The organism is Cupriavidus sp. WKF15 (assembly GCF_029278605.1).
GTDB lineage: Bacteria > Pseudomonadota > Gammaproteobacteria > Burkholderiales > Burkholderiaceae > Cupriavidus.
Map to the genome: position 1 here is coordinate 3,243,534 of NZ_CP119572.1, position 22,944 is coordinate 3,266,477.

Consider the following 22,944-nt stretch of genomic DNA (forward strand, 5'->3'; position numbering starts at 1 on the left):
CCACTTAGCTCGAGAGCGCACAAAAAGGCACTTTATCTCCTCATTACCCGCAGGAGTACCATGGCTGTTCGCTGATCGGGCCCGGGTTGCGGAACATGACCTTTGCCCCGCGAGTCGAGAATTCCTACCCCACCGCGGACAAAGCCCAACTATTCGGGCATCTGCTTTAGCACCGCCATGCGGACGGCCCACGAGCGCGGTTCCACGCCAAGCCCCCTCATGATTGGTCGGCAGTGTCCCAATGTGGGCTTCTGGAACATAGCGGCGACTTAATAGTCGTTGCACTGTCATAGCGTCAGGCGGCGTGCGCCAAAACTTGCCGCTTCGCCAAGCTATGCGTGGCGATCCCCAGATTTCGTACTGCTCAGTAGTGCCTTCAGAATGAAACCCGCTACGAACGCGCCGCTTGCAAAGATTGCTGCTGCGCGGAGAGCCTCGATCGCTGCTGACGAAGTTCCATATGCCCACTCGTGAACCGCCCATGCGGAAGCCGTACCCGCCGCAGTGCTGCCGAAAAAATAGATCGTTCGGGGCACCTCCTGCAATACTTCCGACGACAAACGTCCCAAAGCATTCGTATGAGCAATACCAGCGATGAGGGAAAGTAATCCGAGCATTACAACGACGCCTAGAAGCGTGAACCAAAACTCGGCAAGTAGATGATTGCCCAGTTTCGCTTCAGTATAAGCGTTAAGCAACTCGCGGCTTTCGAGGAAGTGCGATAAGAAGACGGCGACAAGAAAGAAGACTGCCATTTGAGCCAAAAATACTCCAAACTCCAGTGCGGCCAATTTTAGTAACTTTTCAATCTTCTGATTCATATGTAGTTGTGAGTGAGGTTTTATGGCGCTTCCGTGAAACTTCGCGGCACCAATAACTTAGAATTCGCGTTGACTATAAAGTATCTGAATATGCCTTGCTTGTTAGCACAGTGCAAGCGCCTCCTCCAATCATTGATCTGGGAATTGGGCCATCCATAACCTTCTAGAGGTTGGCGGCCGATCCAGCTTTATCGGCAACCAAGAGAAGGAATTAACGCTAGAACTGCACCCATCCAAAGGGGTAGGCGATTGAAATGGCGGAGTTGTCGGCCACCAATGCATTGTTGAGACGACTTGAATGCTGCCCAAGACGGAACGACCACCGCTAACACACACGCCAAAATACATCAATAAGCCATGGCAAACGACCACGAGTTCAAGAGCGAGAAGGTCCTGGTGAAGGTGGTGCGGCGTCATTGGCGTATCCGCTGGCGTCCGTGATGCCGGTCAACTGCAAGCCGGTGGAGACGAACACGATGGCGGCGCCCCAGATGGTTTTGCTCGCAATGGATTGGCTTGCCTCACGCAGACACGGTGACAACGAACATGCGCGTGAACCAGCCGCGCCCGTTACGGGGGAAGTTGGCGCGACATGCATGGGAAGGCGCGCATCATCATGAAACGCGCGCGGGCTTCCTTGCTCGCTATTACGGCGGCGCCGACAGTCTTCGGGCCATGACGCCGTCGACTGCCACGCCGAGCGCGCGCTGAAGCATTTGCTGTCGGTTGGCTCTGATTGACGGCGTAGTCGAAGACGAACAGCGACAGCGGTCACGGCATCCGGTAGCAAGAGCACACGCGCCATTGATCGGCCAGGTAGATCGCGCGGACGTCGTCCAGGGTAAGCGAAGGGACGTCGAAGTGAGGATAAGCACGTTTGCTGATGCCGTACTTGGTTTCGCCACCGCAAATCATTCACTTCGGCCCGTGACCATATGTACGGTCGCTGGTACTCGGGAATCCGGAACCACATCTCGAGAAAATATGCTCCATCCTCGGCACCGTGCTGTCCATCGTGGGCGTGACTGAGTCGAGGCCGATTGGATCGCCCCGCAAACTGTTCAGCCAGCGGTACAATTCCGGCCATCACACAATAACGATGAGCCGGAAGAGGTAAAGAGTGCTGCTTGAAAAAATTCGCATTAAGAACTTCAGGTCGTTGAGAGACTTCACTATTGACACAAAGGCCCTGACCGTACTGGTGGGAAGCAATGACGAAGGAAAGTCCAACGTCCTGCGAGCTCTTGACCTCTTTTTCAATCATGATCGCGACGGAGATCATCAGCTTTCCTGGGGGCGCGATTATTGTGCATTTGCCACGAAGAGGGTTCGGAAAGCTTCGGAAATAGAAATATCACTTACCTTCCGACTTCCCGAAAACTATTCGCTCTCCGAACGACTGGTTTGGATCAAGCGTTGGCGGCAAGAAGGCATTGTTTTAGACGAGATTCAAACTGAGTCAAAATCGCCGCTACCAGGCCGATCGAGAGCGGTTGCCTTTCTCCGGTCCATCCGATATGACTATGTGCCCGCAGTAAAGGGGGAGGAATATTTCCAACGCCTCCTGACGGCAGTCTATGACATGCTCGATTCGACCGTTCGTGAGTCTATACGCGGCGCAGCCACAGGCTTCACCGGTGAAATACGGCAGCACACTGGACAGATTCTGGCAGAACTCGATAGTCGCCTTAAACTCAAATCACAGATACAGCTCCCGACCGATCTACGCCGTTTGTTCTCCGAATTAGAGTTTCACTCCGAACGCCAAGGATATGCAGTTACGCTAGCTCAGCGGGGTGACGGCATAAAAGTTCGTCACATTCCAATTATTCTGCGATGGTTAGCAGAGCAAGCGAATCATCTATCAACGAAAGGCCGCCCACGTGTTGTATCAATATGGGGTTATGAAGAGCCCGAAAACAATCTTGAGATTAGGAGAGCTTTCGAGCTAGCCAAGGAGTTCCTTGACACCAGCGCGTCAATTCCCACATTGCTCACCACGCATTCACCAGTTTTTTATTCTGCGTTCAAAGATGCAGATCCTGCGGCGGTTACTATTCAGGAAATCTCGTTCTCGCCTGATTTGGGAACGATCGCACAGGAAAGGAGCGGAGCGGAGAACACGGAGACATTGGATTCCGCCACAGGCTTGCTCGACCTCCTACGCCCTTACCTTAGGGATTGGCAAAAACAGGTAGAGGCACTAAGAACAAAGTTACGCTCAGCTATCGACACCAATATACCGACCATTTTCGTTGAAGGACCAACAGATAAGATAGTGCTAGATGCGATCAAAGAACGTTTCTTCCCTGAATCATCCCAACTGCAAATTTGTTGTAGCACTGAAAATGGAGGGGGTCATGGCTGGGTCAAAGATTCGCTGGTTGCCTGGCATTACCGCCGTTCGACTGCTGTAGCTATTGGTCTATTTGACAACGAGGAGGCGGTTAAGCCCTCTATACAAGAATTCAATAGCATGGTTAGCGGGAGCACACGAGCCCGTGCCGTGAAGCTCTCCGCTGAAGGTTTTGCACTAAGTCTGAGAAAAAAGAAGTTTAAAGTGCCCGTGGCACTGGAAGAGCTATATCCTGCCGAGGCATGGAATCATGCCGAGAGCAGTGGTTGGCTAGTAACGCGCTCGAACATGCTATCCCTTTATAACTTCACCAAGACGGACACAGCGTTTGACGATTATCTGGAAGAGAAACTTGATAATCCCACGGAGCGCTTAATGGCCTCCAAGTGCATCGTTAGAGAGCACAAGGAAGCTTTGGCAAAATTGGTTGTTAAGCAAATCAGAAGTACTGACAGCAAGTGGGATTTTGAGCCGCTTCGGAAAAACTTGGAGCAAGTGTTGGATAAGCTGTAATCGGCATTTAGTCGATGCAGCCAGGACTAGCAGGCCGCCGAAATACCTCCAACAGAAGTCAGCACGAAGACTGTCGAAGCGTTGATTTGAGGAACTCATCCTCCATTTATGCGCGGCGCAGACACCTTCACGAAAAGCTTGTTCACCAGGCCAAGGCTGGAGGATTTCATGCTGAAGTCCTATCTGCTGCGCTCGATCCAGACCAGCAAGCAAAATGTCAGTCGCCAAAAAGCGAAAGACCCGCCAACGGGCGGGTCTCGTGACAAACGCATTATCAGCCTGCATCACACCGTGGCGGTCAGGCAAAGTGCCTTATAGAATCCAAAATGCTTCTGTAGAGAAGTGTGGTATCAGTCGCATCTGCGCCTTCCGTACGCCCAGTGCGAAATTGTTTCAAACATACCACGGTCGCAGTAGTGGGCCGCTTCTCCGGTGCCGCCTGTACCAGGGTAATTTCACCGTCTGAATCGAAATTAAGACTAAGCTGCAGCGGGATCCGGTCCATCTTCAGCCCCTCCGTTGGCGTCCACTAACTTTTTGTGAGCCAGCGATGATACGACAAAAGCTTCGAGAACGGCAAGCGCTTCCATGTTCTTCTCAAGCTTAGGTGTCGCTGACTTCGCATTGATCTTGATGATCTTGCCATCCCTCTTACGGCCCCCGCTGGGGATCTTGAAGAGCGACAGATATCGCGACGGTGCAACTCCATCGTACGCCAGAATCCGCACTTTTTCGACCTCGGATTCATGCTCCGTCACTGCATCGTTGTGAAGTTTCATCGCGAGACTCTTCCTGTACGGTTCGATGAAATAGACCTCCGAGATACCGGCAGCAACAATGTGGCGCGCGCAGGAGTGACATGGATAAGTCGTCACAAAAAGCTTTCCACCAACAATAGCGTCCCCACTCGTACGTGTCGCATTGATAATCGCATGCATTTCGGCATGTATCGCCCGGGAAAATTCAATGAGTCCTTTGAGTTTCCCAGCCTTCTCTAGCGCCTTTTGTGCTTCTGCCTCTTTTTCGGCCGGAATTATGCCCTTCAGGGTCGCCACCATTTCTTTGGCGAAAAGCTTCTTTTCCGCGTCATTGAAGCATTTACCGCCGTCCGTATTCCAGCATCTCCCATCTTCGTCAGCATCGCCCAATAGAGATGGGGAAGACGCTTGATACAGTCCTCCACCGAACTTCGGGACATCATTCCATCCTGTCCCAATGACCTGGAAGTCGCTATTGGTGACAGCAGCTCCGACTTGCCGAGACAAACATGCGGAATTTGTGGCAGCCATTGCTGCCGCATACATTGCCGATTCATTCGGAGTGGGCGTAATTAACTTTGTGCCCAGCACCAAGTGAAGAAATCGCTCAACACGTTTCTTCAACTGTGAATCCTTGTTGCTGTCCACCCTTAAGAAGAAATCGGACTGAGGAAACGTGTCCCTCACCGTCTGTCCATTTTCAGACTCCTCGCCCGAGTCTTTGTCAATGAGGCGATATATCTCGCTGAGCTCGAGCTCCTTGCGGAGTGCTTTCTCCCGAACTGACACAGGAGAAAACACACCGATCATGTACACCATGTCGCGATAGACATCGCGCAGCACATCTAGTTCTTCTTGATTCTTGATGGAATCAATAATATGGCAAACTCGTCGTGGATGGTATTGACCGGTTTCTTCATCCTTTGCTTGCTCTCGCGCCAGGCGAATTCGGCTAATGGCAACTTCAGCAAGAATTCCAGCGCCATGTTTCGCACGCAGCCGATTTCCAGCATCAATTAGAGCTTCGACCGTATCAAATCTCGATCCCTCAGGAATAGCCATACCTACGCTTGCGGCATGTTCCCTTATGAAATCACTGAGCCTCAATATTTGAGGTTTCTCATAGCCGAAAGTCTCCTCGAGCACTTGACCGATTTCCTCGCCTACCCGATGAAGAGGCGAGCCGATCGGGCCACATAAGGCGATGACAAGTTCAGGCGTCTTGAACTTCGCGATTTTCTCTCGACCTGTTAGCGATTTTTCTGCATCGCCCTTGACCGGTACCTGCACTGATCTTTTTCTAATTGCAGTAGCCATCTCTTTTACTAGTGATGAAACTCATCTCGACAACCTCTTTTTGTGGTCTCTCGGTTGCCGACCAAAGTTACAAAGTCACTATCCCGCTCAAGGAATGCTTAGGATACCCCTCAAAGGTAGGGTGCGTTTGCTCTTTTCAACCGCCGCGCTCAATTTGCTCATCACTCAACTCGATCAGCATTCGGCAACGCCCTGTCATGTGCTCCATACGCAACCCAAGGTACGAACGAAGACCCTCAGGCTTCGCCCATCGCACTACCGCCACGGCTTGGCTGTGGGATCCCAATGACGACAAAATGCTGCGTACAACCTTTTAATATGCCTTATTCACCATGTCGGTACGATCTGACCCAGGGCACATCGGATTTTGACCGTCTCAAGGCGAGGTGGATCTCTGTGTTCGCATGATGCACAGAGCGCACCCCGACTTCACCAAGGAAGAAAACGGCAAGAACGTTCAGTTTTTTTGCGTTATTTCGACCCGGGGCGATTTGCTAACTCCACACTGGGTGAGGACCAGTCCTGGCCGATTGCTTGTACGCGCATCACTCTTTCAAGGCTACGGGAGGAAGCGGCGGCGAACGGGCATACCATGGGAGCGGAAATCCAACGCGCCTTATGCATTACAAACGGCAAAAGGCTTGCGGAATGATTCCTTAAACGCACCGCATGCTAGGTAGTTCGGCGTTGCGTCGCGTATGCAAGATCCAGCAGCATCAATAAAAGAGCGAGAAGAATGACTCGAGACGATCTGGTGCAGATAGTGCCCGCCCACAACTACAAGGGACGTCGTTTTTTCGTGCGCCTGGCCGAAGTCCCGCCGCCTTGGCGAGATCAATTTTGGCACGACATTCGAGGCTCTGCCGTACCGTCGTTTCCCGGTGAGGGGGATCTAGCCTATGCATGGGACTGGGATGCATGGGTAGCTGGCAATTGGTACGGCAGCAAAGGGCCGGTTGGCCTTGACGCTGCAGGCGATTGAGATCACCGCAGCAGGTTCGCATTGCCTCGCCGGTGGCGTGCCGCTACCGTGGTCCAGTCGGTCCGGCGCCAGAATGCGCCATTAAGTAGTCCATCATGCGGAACGTTGTTTCACCTACTTGGCTGACAACATCGCCTGCCTGCGCGCATCATTCCAAGCCATCCAGCCAACGCGATGCGCAAGTGCGTCATGTAGCGCGTGGTGCCACGGGCGATCAGGATGTTTGTGAAATCGACAAACCGCTTTGTGAAACACCGTTGTGTCAATGAGCGGGCGCAAGTCAAATCGGCCGGAGACGTTCGTCGGTAGGGGACAGCCTGCGAGCTTGACGAAGATTTCCCAGTCCCACTCACTATCACATGAAATGGTTAGGCTTCGAGGAAGAGTACCAATCCAACCCCGAACGTCAGCCTGCAGCATTACCGCCTGGACGGTCACATCCTTATAGCGTCCGAGAAGGGGTACAACATTCGCCCGTACGAACGCGCTGCACGTGTCGAAGTCGAAGTTCGCCACTTCCCGGTAGAAAACATGCTGCCCATCCTCCGACACCATCCCTATGCTGATAGGCTCTCGGTCGGCGAGATTGGTGAATTCAGTGTCGAGGAATATCAGCATGCGACATCAGGTCCAGTAACTACGCTGTTACGTGGAGACCATTACAACTTCAAGTACGCGAGTCCGTCTAGCATGCCATGATCTGACGGTGGTAAGGTATATGTCAAAAATTGAAGCGTGAAGGCTTCACATCGGCTACAGCGACAACATTGCTTAGCTCCCCTACTAGAGAGGCTCGCAGCGCGCGGGCATCGTGGAGGGCATGATGCCTCCCACCATATGCGGCAAAGTAAGCCTCCTGGTGACTAGGATTGACTAAGTGCCCGACAAGAACCCCTCGCCACCCGCTGGGGACCTCTCCTAGCAGATCGATGAGCAGATCCCAATCAATAACGTTGTCGACGCAAACTAGACACTCGCCAATTGCACCGGGAATCTCCCGCCACCAGTTGAGCAATGCCTCGCGTAGCTCACAAGCCGTGTAGACGGGAACGGTCGGCTTCCCCAGCTGTGGTAGTACTGCCTCACGAACAAACTCGCTACATACCGACAGGTCGAAATCGGACCGTTCGCCGTAGAACTCATCACCGGTTTCGCTGACCAACGCAATACTAATCAACTCGCAACAGATGAAGTCTGTGAACTCGCAATCGACAAAGAGCTTCACGGTCGCCCCCCCAACAAGTCAATTGGAACTGCTCGCGCCAGGATCACCGCAGTGCGCGCAAGCATCCAACCGTTCGATTAACAACTCTTGAGTAGCCGGATCAGAAAGACCTGCACTTGGGTCGGTCGGAACAAGCCGATGCTCAACGCTTCGATCCCAACCCACAATGTCGTCATCGATTGCGATCCAGGAGTCCCCTGGCTTCTTCGTGCTGATGTATCTTGCAATTTGCTGATACCGCGTCAGCTCGCTCCACCTATCAGAAATCCGGTGGGACCCTTCCCTGTGCTGCGACATCTTCGAGTGCCAAGTACCCCCGATAACACGACTTTGTAACCATGGCGATAGAAAACCTCTTGCCTTCGAAAAACCAAGCTCTCGGACCCACGAAGTCGATAGAACAATCCTCACTTCGCTGTATGGGCTCAGGATTTCCTCCAGAATCGGCATCCACATGAACAGCGCGCCCTCGGCGCGAAGTTCAATATAGGATCCCTTCCTGGACTGCACATAGTAAGCAGCATCCGGATGAAGCACACCATCATAGTCAAGGAACAGGATCATCTCAGTGCGAATAGCGCTCCCGCGCTTCCCTCGGTGGTTCCATCGACGTTATAGCTCCTCACAGCTATGAACCACTCCATACGGATCGGAGGAACTGTGCATCGTCCGTTTTAATGGCGCCAATAGATTAAGCGCCGCTCCAACAAGCTGCACCGGCCGAAGGACATCCCGTTCCAGGCCATGTATCGACGCCACCGTGCGAAATCTGCCGCTTTCCTGGGCAGTCCTGCCCCTGTGAAACTCGGTAAGTACCGCTTCGTAGTTACCGGCATCCACTGTGGGATGACCGGTGTTTGATATAGTCAACTCACCGAGTACCAGTGTTCGCTCTTCATCGCCGTTCGGCACTAGCTCTATTGTCACCTTCAACATCTCGACACCATCCAGTTCAAGCACATAGCCTGCTCGCTAAGGCGTGGTGAGCAGGTAGCCCACGTCACGAGTCTCTCCGATCCCACGCAACGCACACCATCGTGACAGACATAGGCTCCATTTCCGTCAAGGCGCGACGGACCTACAACACAATACCGTCTCCCGGAAACTGTATAGCCAGCCATCGCTTCAGCGTCGAGACGCAGGACCGCCGAGCTAACCCTTCCGGCGCCACCGCGTTGACGTCCCACGAAGTATCTCTCCCCGCCGGGGATCTCCCAAAGCGCCCAATCGAACAATATGATCTCCGGTTGACCGACGACCGGTGTCGTTTGGCGTAGTTCGATTTCTATCTTCATCGGACGAGACCAGTTGAGGTCTTCAGGCTCGGGACTCTCGCTGGCCATCGAACAGCTCGACGTCTCGAATCTCTTCCCATCTGCTGCCGAATATCATGTCGTAACGGAGCCCCAACATGCGTGACCGTGTCGACCCTGTGAATTTTGCCATGGGGTACAGGTAGCCATGCAACACTGGCAAGGAGTTTCTTTTGCGTAATTGCTCTAGGTGAAAATTCGAACTGACAATGCGCTTTGAAATAGCAGAATGTAGCGCACGTGCTGCCTCCAAATCTCGGGAGTCGATCTCTCTGCCTCGCTGTTCGCGAAGATCTGCGTCGCAAATCATGCACGTCGTGATTGGCTTTGGTACAGATTTTCGATGGTTCTTCGCACCTGATAGCGATAAATCGGCCAGCGCTCCGCAATGGGCGCATCGGTCTTTGAGCCAAACAGCGTGTTTCCCACAGTAGAGATTGAACTCGAAGCGCCATCCATATCGGAAGTACGGCACCTGGTCCTCCAGTAAGCAGTGGGGGCACCACCTGTAAACCGGGTGGCCACGATGAAACTGGAATGTGAGGAAGGCATAGAGCTGGTTGTTTAGATGCGAGTGCTCTGGGTGGCTGAGTGGTAAGACACGTGCTGGCTCCGTCTGCAGGAGAACCGCCAACCGAGCGGACACCACGTCTCTGTCCCATCCGAAATCCAATGCTGCGCTAGGTCCATCGTAGCCTATGGCCCGCACAAGGTCCGAGGGACATACGCTGAAGCACCCACTCGCACGATACAACCAACTGCTGATCGACTCACCTAGATTCGGAACCGGCCCGCCATGGAGGCGTGGGATATTCCGCAGCTCTATCTCATATCCATGACGGCGACGAAGACGCACCAGCTTTCTTTGGCGCGTCCATATAGAGCCCAAAGGAGCGTTTTCGAAAAGCGTATGCGAAGGTTTCATTGATCGATCCCCGGACATGTGCAGTTCAATCCAGATCCAGTTCAAGCTGCTTCGAGTACCCTCGAACAGCTCCGTCAATCCGGAGATTACGAGTAATGCGCCGAGCGCAATAGTGAAACAGGTCGAGCAACCCGAGTGGGTCGGATCGTTCAGTAGCAACGCAGACTGCGTCGCGAACAACCCTCAGCAATCTGGCCGCATCGAGCTTGGATGACGTTGCTCTACTAGAGGCTGCGGCTTCCAGTTGCGCCAAGAACCCATCCGGCCACGAGTTCAGCAACCGTTCCACCCTCTCGGCGACCCTCGCGCTTTCAAGCACCCCGAAGTTGGTGAGTCCCTGCCGATGTCTTAGATCTTCCAAGGGATCCAATGGAACAAGTGCAAGAAATTTGATAGTTCGGATGGATGCAGCCCGATCCGTACGCAACAGACGCAACGTAGCGGCACTCGGGCAATCCAGATCCAGGAAGGAACCGACATCACCACTGGATCCTACTAGGGCCGCGAGCGTCCTTGATGCGGTAGATGCCTGAGAAGCGGAGACCCTACGGAAATCCGTGCCACACAAACAGCTCACAATTGAACGCCGTGACGCACCGATGGGCCGGCGGCAGTTTGGGCAGGTATCCATCAACGCAACGCCATGCTGGCGACAGGCCGACACTAAACTGAGCTCCCACTCGTACCGAAGAATCGCGGCCTCAGCAAGACAAGTTGGGCACACCGAGCACCGCGTACGGGGCATGGCTACGTGTTGATCAATCCAAATACCGTTGAAGCGAAGTTCGCCGCGCCTGCTGCGCACGGCACGCCAATACCCGTCCAGGGAAGCCACCTCCAACGTCGCACTACGAAACTTCACAGCCAGAGATGCTGCATCCCGAATTGGGAACCTAGTCGTGCTCCCAAATACCTCCCTTGTGACAATCGAAGGAGGCACCCTGTTTGCTGCCGAACCACGGATTATGTAGCTTCGAACGCTTTCCATGGGATGTGGCGAGACGGAAAAGAACAGTTGCTGCATTCTTGATCACCTTGTGCGCTTCATCAGCTCAGATAGTGGTCGTGCGTGCGCTCCTTTCGTCTTGGTAGCCGGCTCGATCTTAGCCTCTACGGGATAGGATAATGGCATGAGCGCCAACTGCTCTATCGCTTGTTCTAGTATGGATTTCCCTATTGATTTCCTAGAGGCTGCCGATGCCAATCGGACCGTTTCACTGAGAAGATTCTTCAATACGCGAAAGTTCCCCCCTGTCATTCTGTGCAGGTGTTCAGCTGACGATTCTGAATATAGGTCGAAATCGAAGCGATACCCTAGTCCTCCATCAACCGCCTGACTTAGCCCCTTAAGAACCCCCATCCATTCGTTGGAATTATCGAACTGCGGCAGGGTAATGGACCCCGGCCAGCGAGTTCCCAATTGACTATCGTCCCGAAACACCGCCTCAATGCTTGGCAGGCCCGTCCACACAATCGCTACACCACTCAGGTCATACAAGATCTTGACTGTCTCGGCGACGTTACCTGCGAGCCTCTCCCTGTTTCTTCGAGGTCCGGAAGCAGGGAAGAGGTTCTGCGCCTCGTCGACCAGGATGACCAACACGCCGCAATGTTTTAGCGACTCAGCAACGCGCTCCTCGGGCGAGCGACCGTCGCTACTTCTGTAAGGTATGGTGTCACCGATAGCCTTCAGAATTGCGCTAATAATCCAGGCTGGGGAGGGGGACTTCTCCAGCCGTATGTAGATGACCGGACAGTGGAGTCGAAATCCATTGTCAACGGCCCGATACTTCTTGAGGATGCGGTGTAGGATGAACGTCTTGCCTGTTCCGCCTTCTCCTGACAGGCGAATACCACCAGGCAGCTTGGTGGTTTTCGCACGATCAATCAAACATTCAATAGCTTTCATTGCTCGCGCGGCGGTCCGTGTTTCGACCCAGAGCCTCATGACGCCATCAACCTCAGATTTCGATGGATCATTCAAACTTGCAAGAGCTACTGCATTGTTTAGCCAGTCCGGTTCGTTGATCTCACTTTTCCGCGACGACTCGCCCCCAAACAGACTCTGCGTGGCGAAATCAGAGGGAGTCTCACCCAAGGACAGTCCAGAATCTTGGATGGCTATCGTCATTCCTTACTCCAGCTATAGTTCGGTACTGACTCCGCTTCCTCAGCCTGCTGGAGGTCCGGCGGCGATCCGATGTGACTCGGAGCATCTTGCAAAGCATCGTTGCTGGCTAAGAGCGGCACATTGGTGCAGTTGAGGATCGTAGCTGCCTTTCCTCCGTAGACCGCTGTGCTATTGATATCAGCCATACGAGCGAGGGTTGTGAGGTCACGTATGCCCATACGATCCAAATGCTGTATGTCCTTCGAGACCGCCTCGCGCAGTTCATGATGCACTTCGATCAGGTCTGCAATCGCATACCTTTCCGCGCAGCGCATACGCGCGTATTTCTTGAGGAGTTTGTGCTGGAACAAACTCAGTCCGTTTGCGTAGTCAAGCCGCGTGCACGGAATACGCACATATGTCTTTTTTGCGGGATGTATGAGGTGAACATGTCCGATGTCTTCGGGCGGCACGATGTAGTCAACCTTTAGGCCATTTCCGTGAGCGTTGAACAACGTCTCGGTCTCGGCTGACGCGTATTGCAATGATTCGAAGGCTATTCCCCGCCGGGTCAGTGGTGCCGTCTTGTGGTGCCCGAATACGGCATCCAGCTTGTGCATATCAGCGATCCCAACGCGGTCCACCGAGTCGATCTCTGCATTCCAAATGTCAAGCGGTGAGCGCAGCTTGCGTGAATGCGGCTGAACATGGACATAGTCTGCGATCCACTTGTGCATGAGATAGATGAGCGTGCTAAACCGCACGACAGCGGTTTGCTTGGGGTCATACTCTCCGCGCTTCCAGAAATTTTCGAAGGTGCGTCCTGGAATGTCATCCAGAAGTGTTAGCTCCATGGTGCCGAAAAAACGTTCGATCGAACCTTTAGCCCAGGGGTGCCGCGCGGGCGCGTACACATACCTTGCACCCAGTTCAACCATGGCTATCCGGGCGCTCTCCGCAAGAAGGTCTCCACCTCGGTCAACGCGATACGAAACGCAGCTTCCCCACGTCGACCAAGGGTTCCGTATCCCGGGGAAGAAGCCGCTGACGTCCGGGTGCGGCTGGAGAGAATTTTTGATCGCGCCGAAAAGACTCCGAAGACTTGGCGCGTTGAACGTTATGTAGAAGCCAAGCACTGCCCCCGATCTCACATCGCGAACTACCGTTATCCATGGTCGACCCAGCGGAACGAGTAACCGATCGTCGATTACCATCAAGTTGAGAATAGTGTGATCTATCTCGGCCCATTCGAAAATCATCAAAGCGTCCGCGGCAGACTTGACGTGTTTGAACTTCGCGCGCGCAGATTCCGTTCCGTATCTAGCCTCGTGAACGTCGTAAGCCGGACGGTCTTTTATCCTTCGCTCGAACGTCCGCTTAGATATGTGCCGTCTGGCAAGAGCCCCTCTCCTTAGCTCATTTGAGTTATGTACTTCCAGAGACTTTCGGTAGCGTCCATACGCCGTCTTAATAGTCGGACGATGTAGTTTGCAGTAACCTTCCGTAATTGCATCTTGCACGAGCGCTTCGTGTACGCCGTCCGTGGCATACGGAGGCCGTGTAGCTGATGCCGGTGCCAAAGACACAGGTTCATCGCCGGCATCCTCGAACTTCTTCATCCAAGCCGCAATCGTCGAAGTTCCAGGGACCTTGACATCTCCTATCGTCGCGGCAATTTGCTTTGCAGCATCCGCTATTTGAGTCAGCTTGCCGCGCGAGATTCCAAGCTCCCTTAGTCCAAAAATGTAGGCGAGCTTTTTTAGAACAACCCGCTGAACCTTCTTGCTAAAATGAACCAATGAAAGCGACGCGTCTTTCGCAGGCCCACTTTCGAATCTCAGCTCCTTTTCCGTTGAGACGGACTTCTTTACAGCGATGCTGCCCGTTGCGACGGATTCCCAGAAGTTAGCTTCGGAGATGTCCAGCACACGGTCGTCGATGGGACTTCGAAAATAGAGCGTAGAGTCGCACCTTGAAATGTATTCGAACAGGTCTCCGTCCTTTTGGATTAGAAGTCCCTTTCCGATGATGAATCTGTGCATAGCAACCCCCTCAGTGCCTTTTCAATGGAAGTGATCGTGGCTGCTGGCATGCTCTCGAAACGTAGTGCCTCCGATTCCGACACTACGCTCGGGCCGCCGCTTCTTACGTCAGCAAACATTTCCAAAGGGGTCACGTATCTTAAGGACCGATCGCGGAGCCGTCGCACGGTATAGTCGTCGTTTATTTTGCGGCACACGACCCAGAGTGAGTTCTGCCAAAAGATCACCGAATTCACCCGCATTTAGCAGCTCCGAAGTCGTTAGCAATCTAAATTCATAGCCTGGTAGCGACACCTTGCTCGCCGGCGTGATATCTTTCCTCCAGTCAAATGCGAGTCGCTTGTGCGCGAGCATATTGAGAATGCAGCCAATTGGTTGATCCAGCGCCAACATCAGATCCATGATGTTCAAGCTCTCGTTCTTGAGAAGCCTGTGAGTCAGATCAACGTAGACGTCGTTTGCTGGCAAACGAAGGTGCCGTTGGAGTCGGAGAAGGTTTCTCGCCAGAGCTCCACCACAGCCCTTTAGTACATCATCCGTGATGAAACAGAGTCGGCCACCGAGCTGACGCACGGCATCAGCCCGCGCTGCATGCTTCCCGATATCTTCCGGCCTCAGCAATGTGTGAAGTTCCTTGACTTCCACCAGCACAGCTTCACTGTTGGTACGAAGATAGATATCCGGCGTGTACCGCCTCTTGCTTCCTTCGAACTCATAGCTCAGTCGGATCGGCTGGGCTGCTATCAACTGAACGTCAGCCGCTAGGGCAAACGCATGCAGTGCAAGCATTTCGAGGTGCGACTCATCGATCGCGTGATAGGGCGTTCGATCGCCAAAGCTAACGCCTCCGACTGTTCTTCCAGGGTGGAGCTTTGAAATAGGCCGGACGGGCGCGACGGGATCCCGCAACTCCGTGTGGTGGAGCAAACCGTCATCCGACTCATAAGTGATGTATGGAATGCCCAGCGTCACCGGGAACGAGGATTGTCGAGTAGACATTTGTGGCACCTTTTGGGGCGCAGGTGTCCACTCCGGACACCTGCGACAACTCCGAAGAAAAAAGGAGTCCCTTGACGCGAGCCGCACAGAAAGACCATACTGAAGACTCCCTCAAGTCCCGCTCAGTAAGATCCGTCTTTCTGGGAAGGCACGCGGCGAGGTACTCGAAAGGGTGTCTCGCCGTTTCTGTTTACATCTATATCTCCTGAGGTTCTTTGTTGTAGAGGGCGACTACCATCGTGCCAACAAACTGCTTGTCGGCGCGGGGCAGGCGAGCAAAGCCGGTGATCGTGCGAAGTTGATCTTCCGGCCAGTCGGCAATTTCTGCGAGCAATGCCACTCGGTCGTCTGGAAGGTCATATACGTGCGTCAGAAGGCGGCTTCCCTTTCCGTCTTTCCGTACGAGTTGGAAGAGTAATTCCTTCAGCGATTCAACTTCCTCTGTCGGCAGTAATCCACTGAGGTCCTCATTGCAGCGCGTGCAGAAGGCCGCGTAGATAATTCTCGCGCGCTCCGTCTTAGTTGCTCGAATGGCATCGAGAATTCGGTGGAGTGCGGTGAGTCCAGGTGGTGACCTCCGGCCACTCTCAAGCGCCGCGAGATAGGATCGATCAATGCCGCTCGCAGAAGCGGCGTCTTTCTGTGTAACTCCCGAACGTCGGCGGGCAAAGTGGAGCATGTCAGCAAAGGAAGTTTGTGTGACAACGTCGTCCATTTCTCGATCCCTCTGACCCAATTCTCTTACCGTAGTCGACACCAGGCTACAGGACAAGGAGAATACCTCGCCTCCTGGAAAATTTATTCATCTTCCAAATACATTTATATCAACTTACGATACAGATGTATCTCTACCTCCAATTTTCAACAAAATCGCGCGAAGGTTAACTCGCATGTTTTTCAGTTTAATTTTCATTATTTTTTTAGCATTAATCTCATTAGAACAAAGAAAATAAATATTAATTCCTACTTTTTTTAGACTTGGCAGCGTCTATTCCACGTACGCCAAGAATCGCGCTACCCTGTCGGCGTCGGCTCAAATCCAGAATCAGGAGGAACTGAATTGGAAGATGGCATCGATCTACCATCGGCGACGCAGCAGGATCTTCTGCGCTACGCAATGAATGTCCTTGGCTACACGCGCAAGCAGCTCGCCGATCGAATTGGTACAAGGAAGCGGGCGCTCGACAACTGGCTTACGCCCAACACATCGCCCGAGAACCGGGAGATGCCAGAAATGGCGCGACGATTCATCCTTGAAATTCTGCCGCGAGAGGTCGCGCTTGCGACGAAGTGTCCTAAATGCGGTTGGATGGATGGGTTGGCGAGCTTAAGCGCAGACGCCACGGACCAACGCTCGACTGAAAATGACGTTGGCTACCTGGACAGCGCAGAGCAAGAGCGGTGAATCTTGGGACCGTCGTATAGCTTGCGACGGTTTAGATGTGGGACCAAACCTCTTGGGCGCGGAGTGGCGCGACTTCCTTGGACAGGAAGTCGACCCGCAGACTGGACGGGTGGCGCAGGGTGCCCGCCGCTTGCGCGCCCTGAGAGCTGAAAGCGTCTGACTCTAGTGTCCTCCAAGTGCCCCACTCAAATCCGGCGTTGGCCAGGGGATGCTAGCGTCAACAGCCGCTAGGTCAGCTTCGGACCCAGTTGTTACCTCGGGGCAAGTGAAACCCGTGCGCGGACGAATCGACGGCAGCCATCGGCCATCTACGGACGCTCGCCCTTGGCTTCACGCGGACATTCGAACGGCCGTTTCGCACTCGGTAACAGACCGCATGCGCGTCAAAATCGACAGGATGTCCCTGCTCCAGATACAAATCTTGGTGCCGCCCGCACGCGAGTTGGAACAAGTCTGTTGGGTCTCTCCTATTATCTGTACAAGGGAACTGCTCATGAACCGCTAGCTATACACGGCACGATTACACGCACTACAGGACGATGCAAATGAACCCTCTGAGGTTGATACTAATCGCTCTAGTTGTAATCACGATGTTGACGGCTGCTTGGACGACGGCCGCCGGGCCTGCGGCTGAGTCCCGCAGCTACATCTATGTCTATGTCGAGGGCGGCAGTGCGCACGGCCAACTAACCATGATAGGCAATCGATTCACCATTCACACGTTTGGCGAAAGTCGCCATATCTGTCATCTCAGTGGTGCGCTCCATTGGAGCGACGCAGGGGCGACGGCTAGCGATGGGGATTGCCGCATCTCGGTGTCTAGGAGCAAGGATGCTCTCAACCTCAAATCCTCTGGCACTGCTGAAGCTTGCAGCAGCCTGTGCGGTGTACATACCAGGTTCGATGGCGAATACCGGCGGCAACCCATTGCATGCATGGATCGTCAGCGCATTGCGCGCATCGAGCAATCGCACAAGCAGTATGCCGCGAAAAGTTACGATGCGGCCCTGGCGACACTGACCGCAGTTCTCAACGAATGCGGCATCTTCATGGATTGGATCGAGCGCGACAAGACTAAGAATGACCTCGCGAGGATTGCCTATCTCCGGGGCGATAGCGCACAATGTGTGGCTGAACTCTCCGATACCTTCGCCGTGCATGCGCGGAAGGGCCGCGACGTACTTTCGCCGCCGAGCGACACGGAAAGCTATCAGTCAATAGGCGATGCGATCCTACACAACCTGGCTCTATGCCAGACGTTGGCACTGCGTTGATGCCTGCTCGATGTCCTTGGAAACATAGTTGTCCTGATGCAGTGCATGGCGGGACCGAAAAGCACCATCGCCAATGCCGCGCGAAGTGCGCATGAGACGTCGTCGCAATCGAATAGCATCAGCAGCCGTCGGTGAATGGAGAACACGGAGGCCGTCGCCACCTTTCCGGCTCGCCCATTACATCGACCGGTTGAATCCGCAACCTGGGAACTGTCGTTAGTTCGCGTGAGCCTGAACAGCCTCTTTATAGGCTTCTCCATCAAATTCACATCTTCAAAAGAGCACGGCGCCGGCGCGGTGATCGGCCGACCACCGATCTCGTCGACGACCAGCAAGCTGACTAGTTACCCCATGGATCCCGTGCCTCATGCGGTTTAGCGCTTCCTACTAGGACAACACTGCATGCCGCCGCATCAATTGCCCCGGCGGCCTGCGCCTTCTCGAGTAATGACATTAGGTCGATGAGGGTGTGGACTTGATGGCTGTTTCCATTGGAGCATCCGGCCAATGTTGCCTAGACTGTTGTTACCTGATGCGACCACAATCCTTAACCGGTATCGAACCGCACGAGCGAGTGGCGCCCCAGGCAAGCGCGCTACCGGTGCTGCTGCATTTGATATGGAGATAATAAAATGAAACATCCGTTCATCATCGCTCTCACCACCGCCGCAATCGCGGGTTGTACCACCACCTCCCCATCGCCGATCACCCCTCCGCCAACACAAGATACGCGTGCAATTGGTGAAAGCAAGCTTGCACCCAAGGCAGCCGCCCAATGTATCGGAGGGAAATGGGCGCAAAGTTCCGGCCAGCAAGTGATGATCCAGAACATGCTCGCCAATGACCAGGCATTCGACGTTTACGTTCCGGGACAGCAGTCACCAACCGGAGCGGCCGCCGTCGTGCGAACGTCGGCGACCGGAACCGGGTCGTGGCTTGGCCTTCGTGGTGCTGACAGCGGCGCAGCCAGTGCAATTGGTCAGTGCCAGTAGGCCACTGGAAACGCATTTGCGCCCGTACGCAATTTCCCATCCTGCGGCAGCGTTGCAGCAGGGTGGCTGCGTGAAGCGTGAACTAGGCTAGATCAAATTATGGGAGAGGAATGTGGAAATCAGATCCTTACTTGTCCTGGCGGTCTTTGTCACGATGACGCCGCTTTTCGCGACCGCACAACCGGATACTGCAGTAGAGGTCAAAAAGGGGACGGATCAGGCAACCGTCAGCGGAACGGCCAAGGTCAAGGCGACCGTGGTTGGCATCGATGTAGCCACTAGAACGGTGACGCTGAAGACGAACAAAGGAAAAGTCGTGGAACTGGAAGTCGGTACCGAGGCCCGGAATTTCGATCAGATCAAGGTGGGGGATATCGTCAACGCCGAATACAAGGAATCGCTAACACTGAGTTTACGCAAGGGTGGCGGTAAAGCTTCAGTCAAGCAAAGCGAAACTGCCAACCGATCCGCGCCTGGCGCGAAGCCCGGCGGCACTCTTGGACGTGAAGTGAGAGTTCTGGCGAACGTCGTCGCAATCAATCCACAGACGAAAATGGTGACGGTAAAAGGCCCTCAGGGCAATACAGTCGACCTCATGGTTGAGAGTCCAGATACGCTAAAGAACATCAAAAAGGGAGACCAGGTTGAGGCCGTCTACACGGAAGCTCTGGCTATCTCGGTCGAGCCGGCCGGAAAGCAGTAGCTGACGACGACAAGCTTCAACAGCAACATCTCAGAAAGGTGCTGAAGCGACACTGTGGATCCAGAGGATTGGGGGGCTCGCCGCTCAATACTTGATGTCCCGGGCTGTCTCGCGTCCCTGTTGCTTCGACTGCCGCTTGTCTTGCCGGCACCCTGAATTGCTCTGCTGATTGGCAGCGCGGCAATCTTGCTTTGTCTGGCGCGAGTCCTGCCTCGTGTCCTGTCGGACGTCACGGGCGTCGCGCCGTTGCTGGGCCTGCTCCGTGGCCCCAGCCATGCCAGAGAGAACCGTCAGCAGGATCGCAATGACGAACCTGTTGGTACGCAATTTGCAGTCAGACATCTTTTGACCTCGTCTGGAGTTGCCCAAAAATCTGCATCGAGTCCAGACAATATGGACGAATCAGCGTGAATCCGGACATAGACGGCATGTGCTCCCGGGGGCCGGGGACTGGAATCTCGTGGAGATGAAGGAGGTCACTGAACAGTAGGCGCAATCGGTCATGCGCCAGTGATGTCGGTCAAGTCATCGGAGACTTCGTCCGCGAACGCCGCTTACCGAGACCGACGCTAACCAATGCCGGCGTGCAGATCGCTGGCCAGTGCATGGTGGAACTGCCGCCGCAGCATTGCGCATCGAGCAAGCCGGTTCCAGCGTCGCCCGCGGCTGACCCCGGTCCACGATTGCGGCCGCCGCCGGAAATCCGGCTGCAGGTGCGTAGCCCCCATCAGCAGTCCGCCAACTGCCAATTCACGAAGTTTGGCAGGCCAGACATGGCAGGGGCACCGTTACCATGCCGGTCCTTCTACCTTACCTCGCTAGCGTCAGAAGGCCCTAAGCCGTCCGGGTCCGCCGCCCTTTGCTCGGGCTCCACATTCCCCACCCACTGCCAGAAGAGTTGGTAGCCCACCGCCAACGCCACCGGCCCAATAAACAATCCGATCACTCCGCCCGTGACCATACCACCCAGCGCGCCGATCAGGATGACCGGCATGGGCACGTCCACACCACGGCCAAGCATCATGGGCTTGAGCACGTTGTCGGCCAGCCCGGCGATGAAAGTGTAGGCGGCGAAGATGACGTTGCTACCGGAGGCGCCCTCGGTCGCAAAGACGAAGATGATGACCGGGATGGTAATCAACGTGGCCGGCAACTGCATGATGCCCAGCAGCAGCACCGCGAGCGCGAGCAGCCCGGCGGCCGGCACACCCTTGATGACGAACGCCACGCCGATCAGCAGCATCTGGATGAACGCGATGCCCACCACGCCCTGCGCCACGGCGCGGATGGTGGCAGCACACAGCGCCGTGATGCGTGGCCCGCGGTCGGGGCCAGAAATGCGCGTGGCGATCTGCACCGCCGTCACGCTGCCTTCCTCGCCATAGGCCATAAAGATGCCTGCGATGATCAGCGCGCCGACGAACAGCAGCAGTCCCACGCCCACGCCGCTCAAAGTACCGAGGAAGGCCACGCTTGCGTCCTTGAGCTGCGGCGCGAGCTTTTGCGCCAGCCCGGTGAGGTCGGTGGAGGCCTGGAGCCAGAAGTCATGCAGCGGCTTGCCGACAACCGGCCATCCCGCCACCGCGTCCGACGGCGGCGGGATGCTGAACCCGCTGCCGCGCGCCATCTCCATCGCATGCTCGACTGAGTCGACCAGCGCCACCCCCAACAGGTAGGTCGGCACCAGAATGATGGCGATGGCAATGAAAATGATCAGTGTTGCAGTTCGCCCGTCGCTGTTGAACACCTTGCCCCGCAGGGCAAGCTGCAGCGGGTAGAGGGTAACCGCGAGGATCAGCGACCACAGGATCAGGTTCAGGAAGGGCCTGAAGATGCCGAAGCAGAACACCACCAGCACGGCGATCAGTCCTGCCCGAATCAGCACATCCAGCAGCGTGCGGGAGACCTTCCGTTCGTCCAGCATGGTGAGCCTCCTTGGGCGGATAAACTGCATGCCTGTTGCGGCCCGCCGTGCGATAGCGCACGGCACGAATCGGCATTTTTCGCGGAATCCGGCCCCAACTCACCACCAACCGTAATCCGTTCGGCGCATTTTCCGCTAAGTATAGGAACAAAGTAAAAAGGGGGAACGGAACGACAAAGCCTGCATGGCCACCGCTACGCATTCAGGTCAGTTATTGCGACTCACCGCTACCTAAAGTGCATGATTTCGGCTTCCGACAATTAACGGGTCTCGAAGTCGGACGCAGAGACTTGGCGCCATCAAGTGAATACGTTTCACGAGCAGCCGCCGGATTGCGGTCGCTAAAAGCACCCAGCTTCGGCATTTCCCTGACGCCTGCAGGGGGTGGAATGACAGAATCGCGCTGTTGGGCCAAGTCTGGTCAGACTAGCTTGCATGCAAGCTTAAAGAACGACAGGTAGCCTGCCATGCGATCTTCGTCGGCCTGTCACACCCGGAGACGGACATTGTGAACGCACGGGATCTTAAGCGCTGCCTTGTTACTATTGTCTTGGCCCCTAATTGCCAAGGTCGAGAAGCCCGGTATTACTTTGTCGGCGCTTAATCTCGGCGAACCACTCCCGGCGGGCTGGAAGAATCTTCCGGTCGTGAAAGGCAAGTCGATGACGCGGTACACCCTCATGCAGGAGAGTGGCACCACTGTGCTGCTGGCCGACGCCAGCCATTCGGCCTTGGCACTAATGCATGCGGGCAATATCCACCTGGACCGCACCCCGGTCGTGGCATGGCGCTGGAAGGTCGATGCGCCAATCGGTGGCGCTAACAACAGCCACGCCAAGCACGAAGACGCGCCGGCACGGCTTGTGTTCTTATTTGATGGGGACAAGAAAAAGTTGTCACTGGTCGACCGGGCCAGCATCGGCCTAGCCAAGCGCTTGGCTGGTCAAGAGTTGCCATACGCCACGCTGATGTATATCTGGTCCACCACCGCCGCACCGGGCAGTGTCATCGCCAATCCACATACTGAGCGCGTACAGATGATAGTGGTTGCCGGCCAGTCCGGCGATGCGGGCAAGTGGCAGAACCTACGGCACGATATTGTGCAGAACTTTGAACAAGTCTTTCACGAGGCGCCGGGGCGGATCATTGGCTACGGGCTGCTGACCGATACAACACCGGCTCTACGACAAGAGCCCGGTATGGCGACATCGAGTTTCTGCCCGGACCGTGACAGGCGCCACCGCGGCGCCGGACTGACGGCTCGCTAGCGTCCTTCTCGCCATAC

General features: G+C 54.9%; 17 protein-coding genes. 7 read left to right on the plus strand and 10 right to left on the minus strand.

From position 1 onward, the window contains the following. Nucleotides 1–332 precede the first annotated feature (332 nt). Nucleotides 333–821: a hypothetical protein gene (locus CupriaWKF_RS15030; protein ID WP_276098634.1), complete on the minus strand. Its 489-nt coding sequence runs from the start codon at nucleotides 819–821 to the stop codon at nucleotides 333–335. A 1,120-nt stretch (nucleotides 822–1,941) separates the two neighbouring features. Here CupriaWKF_RS15030 and CupriaWKF_RS15035 point away from each other — a divergent pair. Continuing rightward, a complete protein-coding gene (locus CupriaWKF_RS15035) occupies nucleotides 1,942–3,690 on the plus strand; it encodes an AAA family ATPase (RefSeq protein ID WP_276098635.1) in 1,749 nt (582 codons plus the stop codon). A 168-nt stretch (nucleotides 3,691–3,858) separates the two neighbouring features. Beyond that, nucleotides 3,859–4,008, plus strand: coding sequence for a hypothetical protein (locus CupriaWKF_RS15040; RefSeq protein ID WP_276100879.1), 150 nt, complete (start codon nucleotides 3,859–3,861; stop codon nucleotides 4,006–4,008). Nucleotides 4,009–4,169: 161 nt separating this feature from the next. On the opposite strand, the gene CupriaWKF_RS15045 is transcribed toward CupriaWKF_RS15040, so the two are convergent. The 8 genes from CupriaWKF_RS15045 to CupriaWKF_RS15080 form a co-directional block, all read right to left on the minus strand. Then, nucleotides 4,170–5,765, minus strand: coding sequence for an anti-phage dCTP deaminase (locus CupriaWKF_RS15045; RefSeq protein WP_276098636.1), 1,596 nt, complete (start codon nucleotides 5,763–5,765; stop codon nucleotides 4,170–4,172). 1,096 nt (nucleotides 5,766–6,861) lie between these two features. Then, nucleotides 6,862–7,365 (minus strand): hypothetical protein, encoded by a 504-nt coding sequence (locus CupriaWKF_RS15050; RefSeq protein WP_276098637.1) that lies wholly within the window; start codon nucleotides 7,363–7,365, stop codon nucleotides 6,862–6,864. 103 nt (nucleotides 7,366–7,468) lie between these two features. Next, a complete protein-coding gene (locus tag CupriaWKF_RS15055) occupies nucleotides 7,469–7,972 on the minus strand; it encodes a 3'-5' exoribonuclease (protein WP_276098638.1) in 504 nt (167 codons plus the stop codon). A gap of 18 nt (nucleotides 7,973–7,990) precedes the next feature. Next, the gene (locus CupriaWKF_RS15060; protein WP_276098639.1) at nucleotides 7,991–8,536 is read right to left on the minus strand and encodes an HAD domain-containing protein; all 546 of its coding nucleotides are present in this window, start codon (nucleotides 8,534–8,536) and stop codon (nucleotides 7,991–7,993) included. A 2,704-nt stretch (nucleotides 8,537–11,240) separates the two neighbouring features. Then, nucleotides 11,241–12,341 (minus strand): TniB family NTP-binding protein, encoded by a 1,101-nt coding sequence (locus tag CupriaWKF_RS15065; protein ID WP_276098640.1) that lies wholly within the window; start codon nucleotides 12,339–12,341, stop codon nucleotides 11,241–11,243. Then, entirely contained in the window at nucleotides 12,338–14,362 is a 2,025-nt protein-coding gene (locus CupriaWKF_RS15070) for a hypothetical protein (RefSeq protein ID WP_276098641.1), read from the minus strand. The genes CupriaWKF_RS15065 and CupriaWKF_RS15070 overlap by 4 nt, the downstream gene beginning before the upstream one ends. Nucleotides 14,363–14,470: 108 nt before the next feature. Next, nucleotides 14,471–15,361 carry a TnsA endonuclease N-terminal domain-containing protein gene (locus CupriaWKF_RS15075; protein WP_276098642.1) on the minus strand — a complete coding sequence of 297 codons (891 nt, stop codon included), beginning with the start codon at nucleotides 15,359–15,361 and terminating at the stop codon, nucleotides 14,471–14,473. A gap of 196 nt (nucleotides 15,362–15,557) precedes the next feature. Continuing rightward, complete coding sequence (locus tag CupriaWKF_RS15080; protein WP_276098643.1) at nucleotides 15,558–16,076, minus strand: helix-turn-helix transcriptional regulator; 519 nt, start codon at nucleotides 16,074–16,076, stop codon at nucleotides 15,558–15,560. A 345-nt stretch (nucleotides 16,077–16,421) separates the two neighbouring features. Here CupriaWKF_RS15080 and CupriaWKF_RS15085 point away from each other — a divergent pair, with 345 nt between their 5' ends. From CupriaWKF_RS15085 to CupriaWKF_RS15100, 4 genes are all read left to right on the plus strand, one after another. Then, on the plus strand, nucleotides 16,422–16,766 hold the full coding sequence (locus CupriaWKF_RS15085; RefSeq protein ID WP_276098644.1) for a hypothetical protein: 345 nt from the start codon (nucleotides 16,422–16,424) through the stop codon (nucleotides 16,764–16,766). A 545-nt stretch (nucleotides 16,767–17,311) separates the two neighbouring features. Continuing rightward, nucleotides 17,312–18,040, plus strand: a complete 729-nt coding sequence (locus CupriaWKF_RS15090; RefSeq protein WP_276098645.1) for a hypothetical protein — start codon at nucleotides 17,312–17,314, stop codon at nucleotides 18,038–18,040. A 632-nt stretch (nucleotides 18,041–18,672) separates the two neighbouring features. Next, nucleotides 18,673–19,032, plus strand: coding sequence for a hypothetical protein (locus tag CupriaWKF_RS15095; protein WP_276098646.1), 360 nt, complete (start codon nucleotides 18,673–18,675; stop codon nucleotides 19,030–19,032). Nucleotides 19,033–19,144: 112 nt separating this feature from the next. After that, nucleotides 19,145–19,735: a hypothetical protein gene (locus CupriaWKF_RS15100; RefSeq protein ID WP_276098647.1), complete on the plus strand. Its 591-nt coding sequence runs from the start codon at nucleotides 19,145–19,147 to the stop codon at nucleotides 19,733–19,735. 805 nt (nucleotides 19,736–20,540) lie between these two features. On the opposite strand, the gene CupriaWKF_RS15105 is transcribed toward CupriaWKF_RS15100, so the two are convergent. Then, entirely contained in the window at nucleotides 20,541–21,689 is a 1,149-nt protein-coding gene (locus CupriaWKF_RS15105) for an AI-2E family transporter (protein WP_276098648.1), read from the minus strand. 506 nt (nucleotides 21,690–22,195) lie between these two features. Between CupriaWKF_RS15105 and CupriaWKF_RS15110 the strand changes: the two genes are divergently transcribed. Further along, nucleotides 22,196–22,927 (plus strand): DUF3047 domain-containing protein, encoded by a 732-nt coding sequence (locus tag CupriaWKF_RS15110; protein ID WP_346348593.1) that lies wholly within the window; start codon nucleotides 22,196–22,198, stop codon nucleotides 22,925–22,927. Nucleotides 22,928–22,944 lie beyond the last annotated feature (17 nt).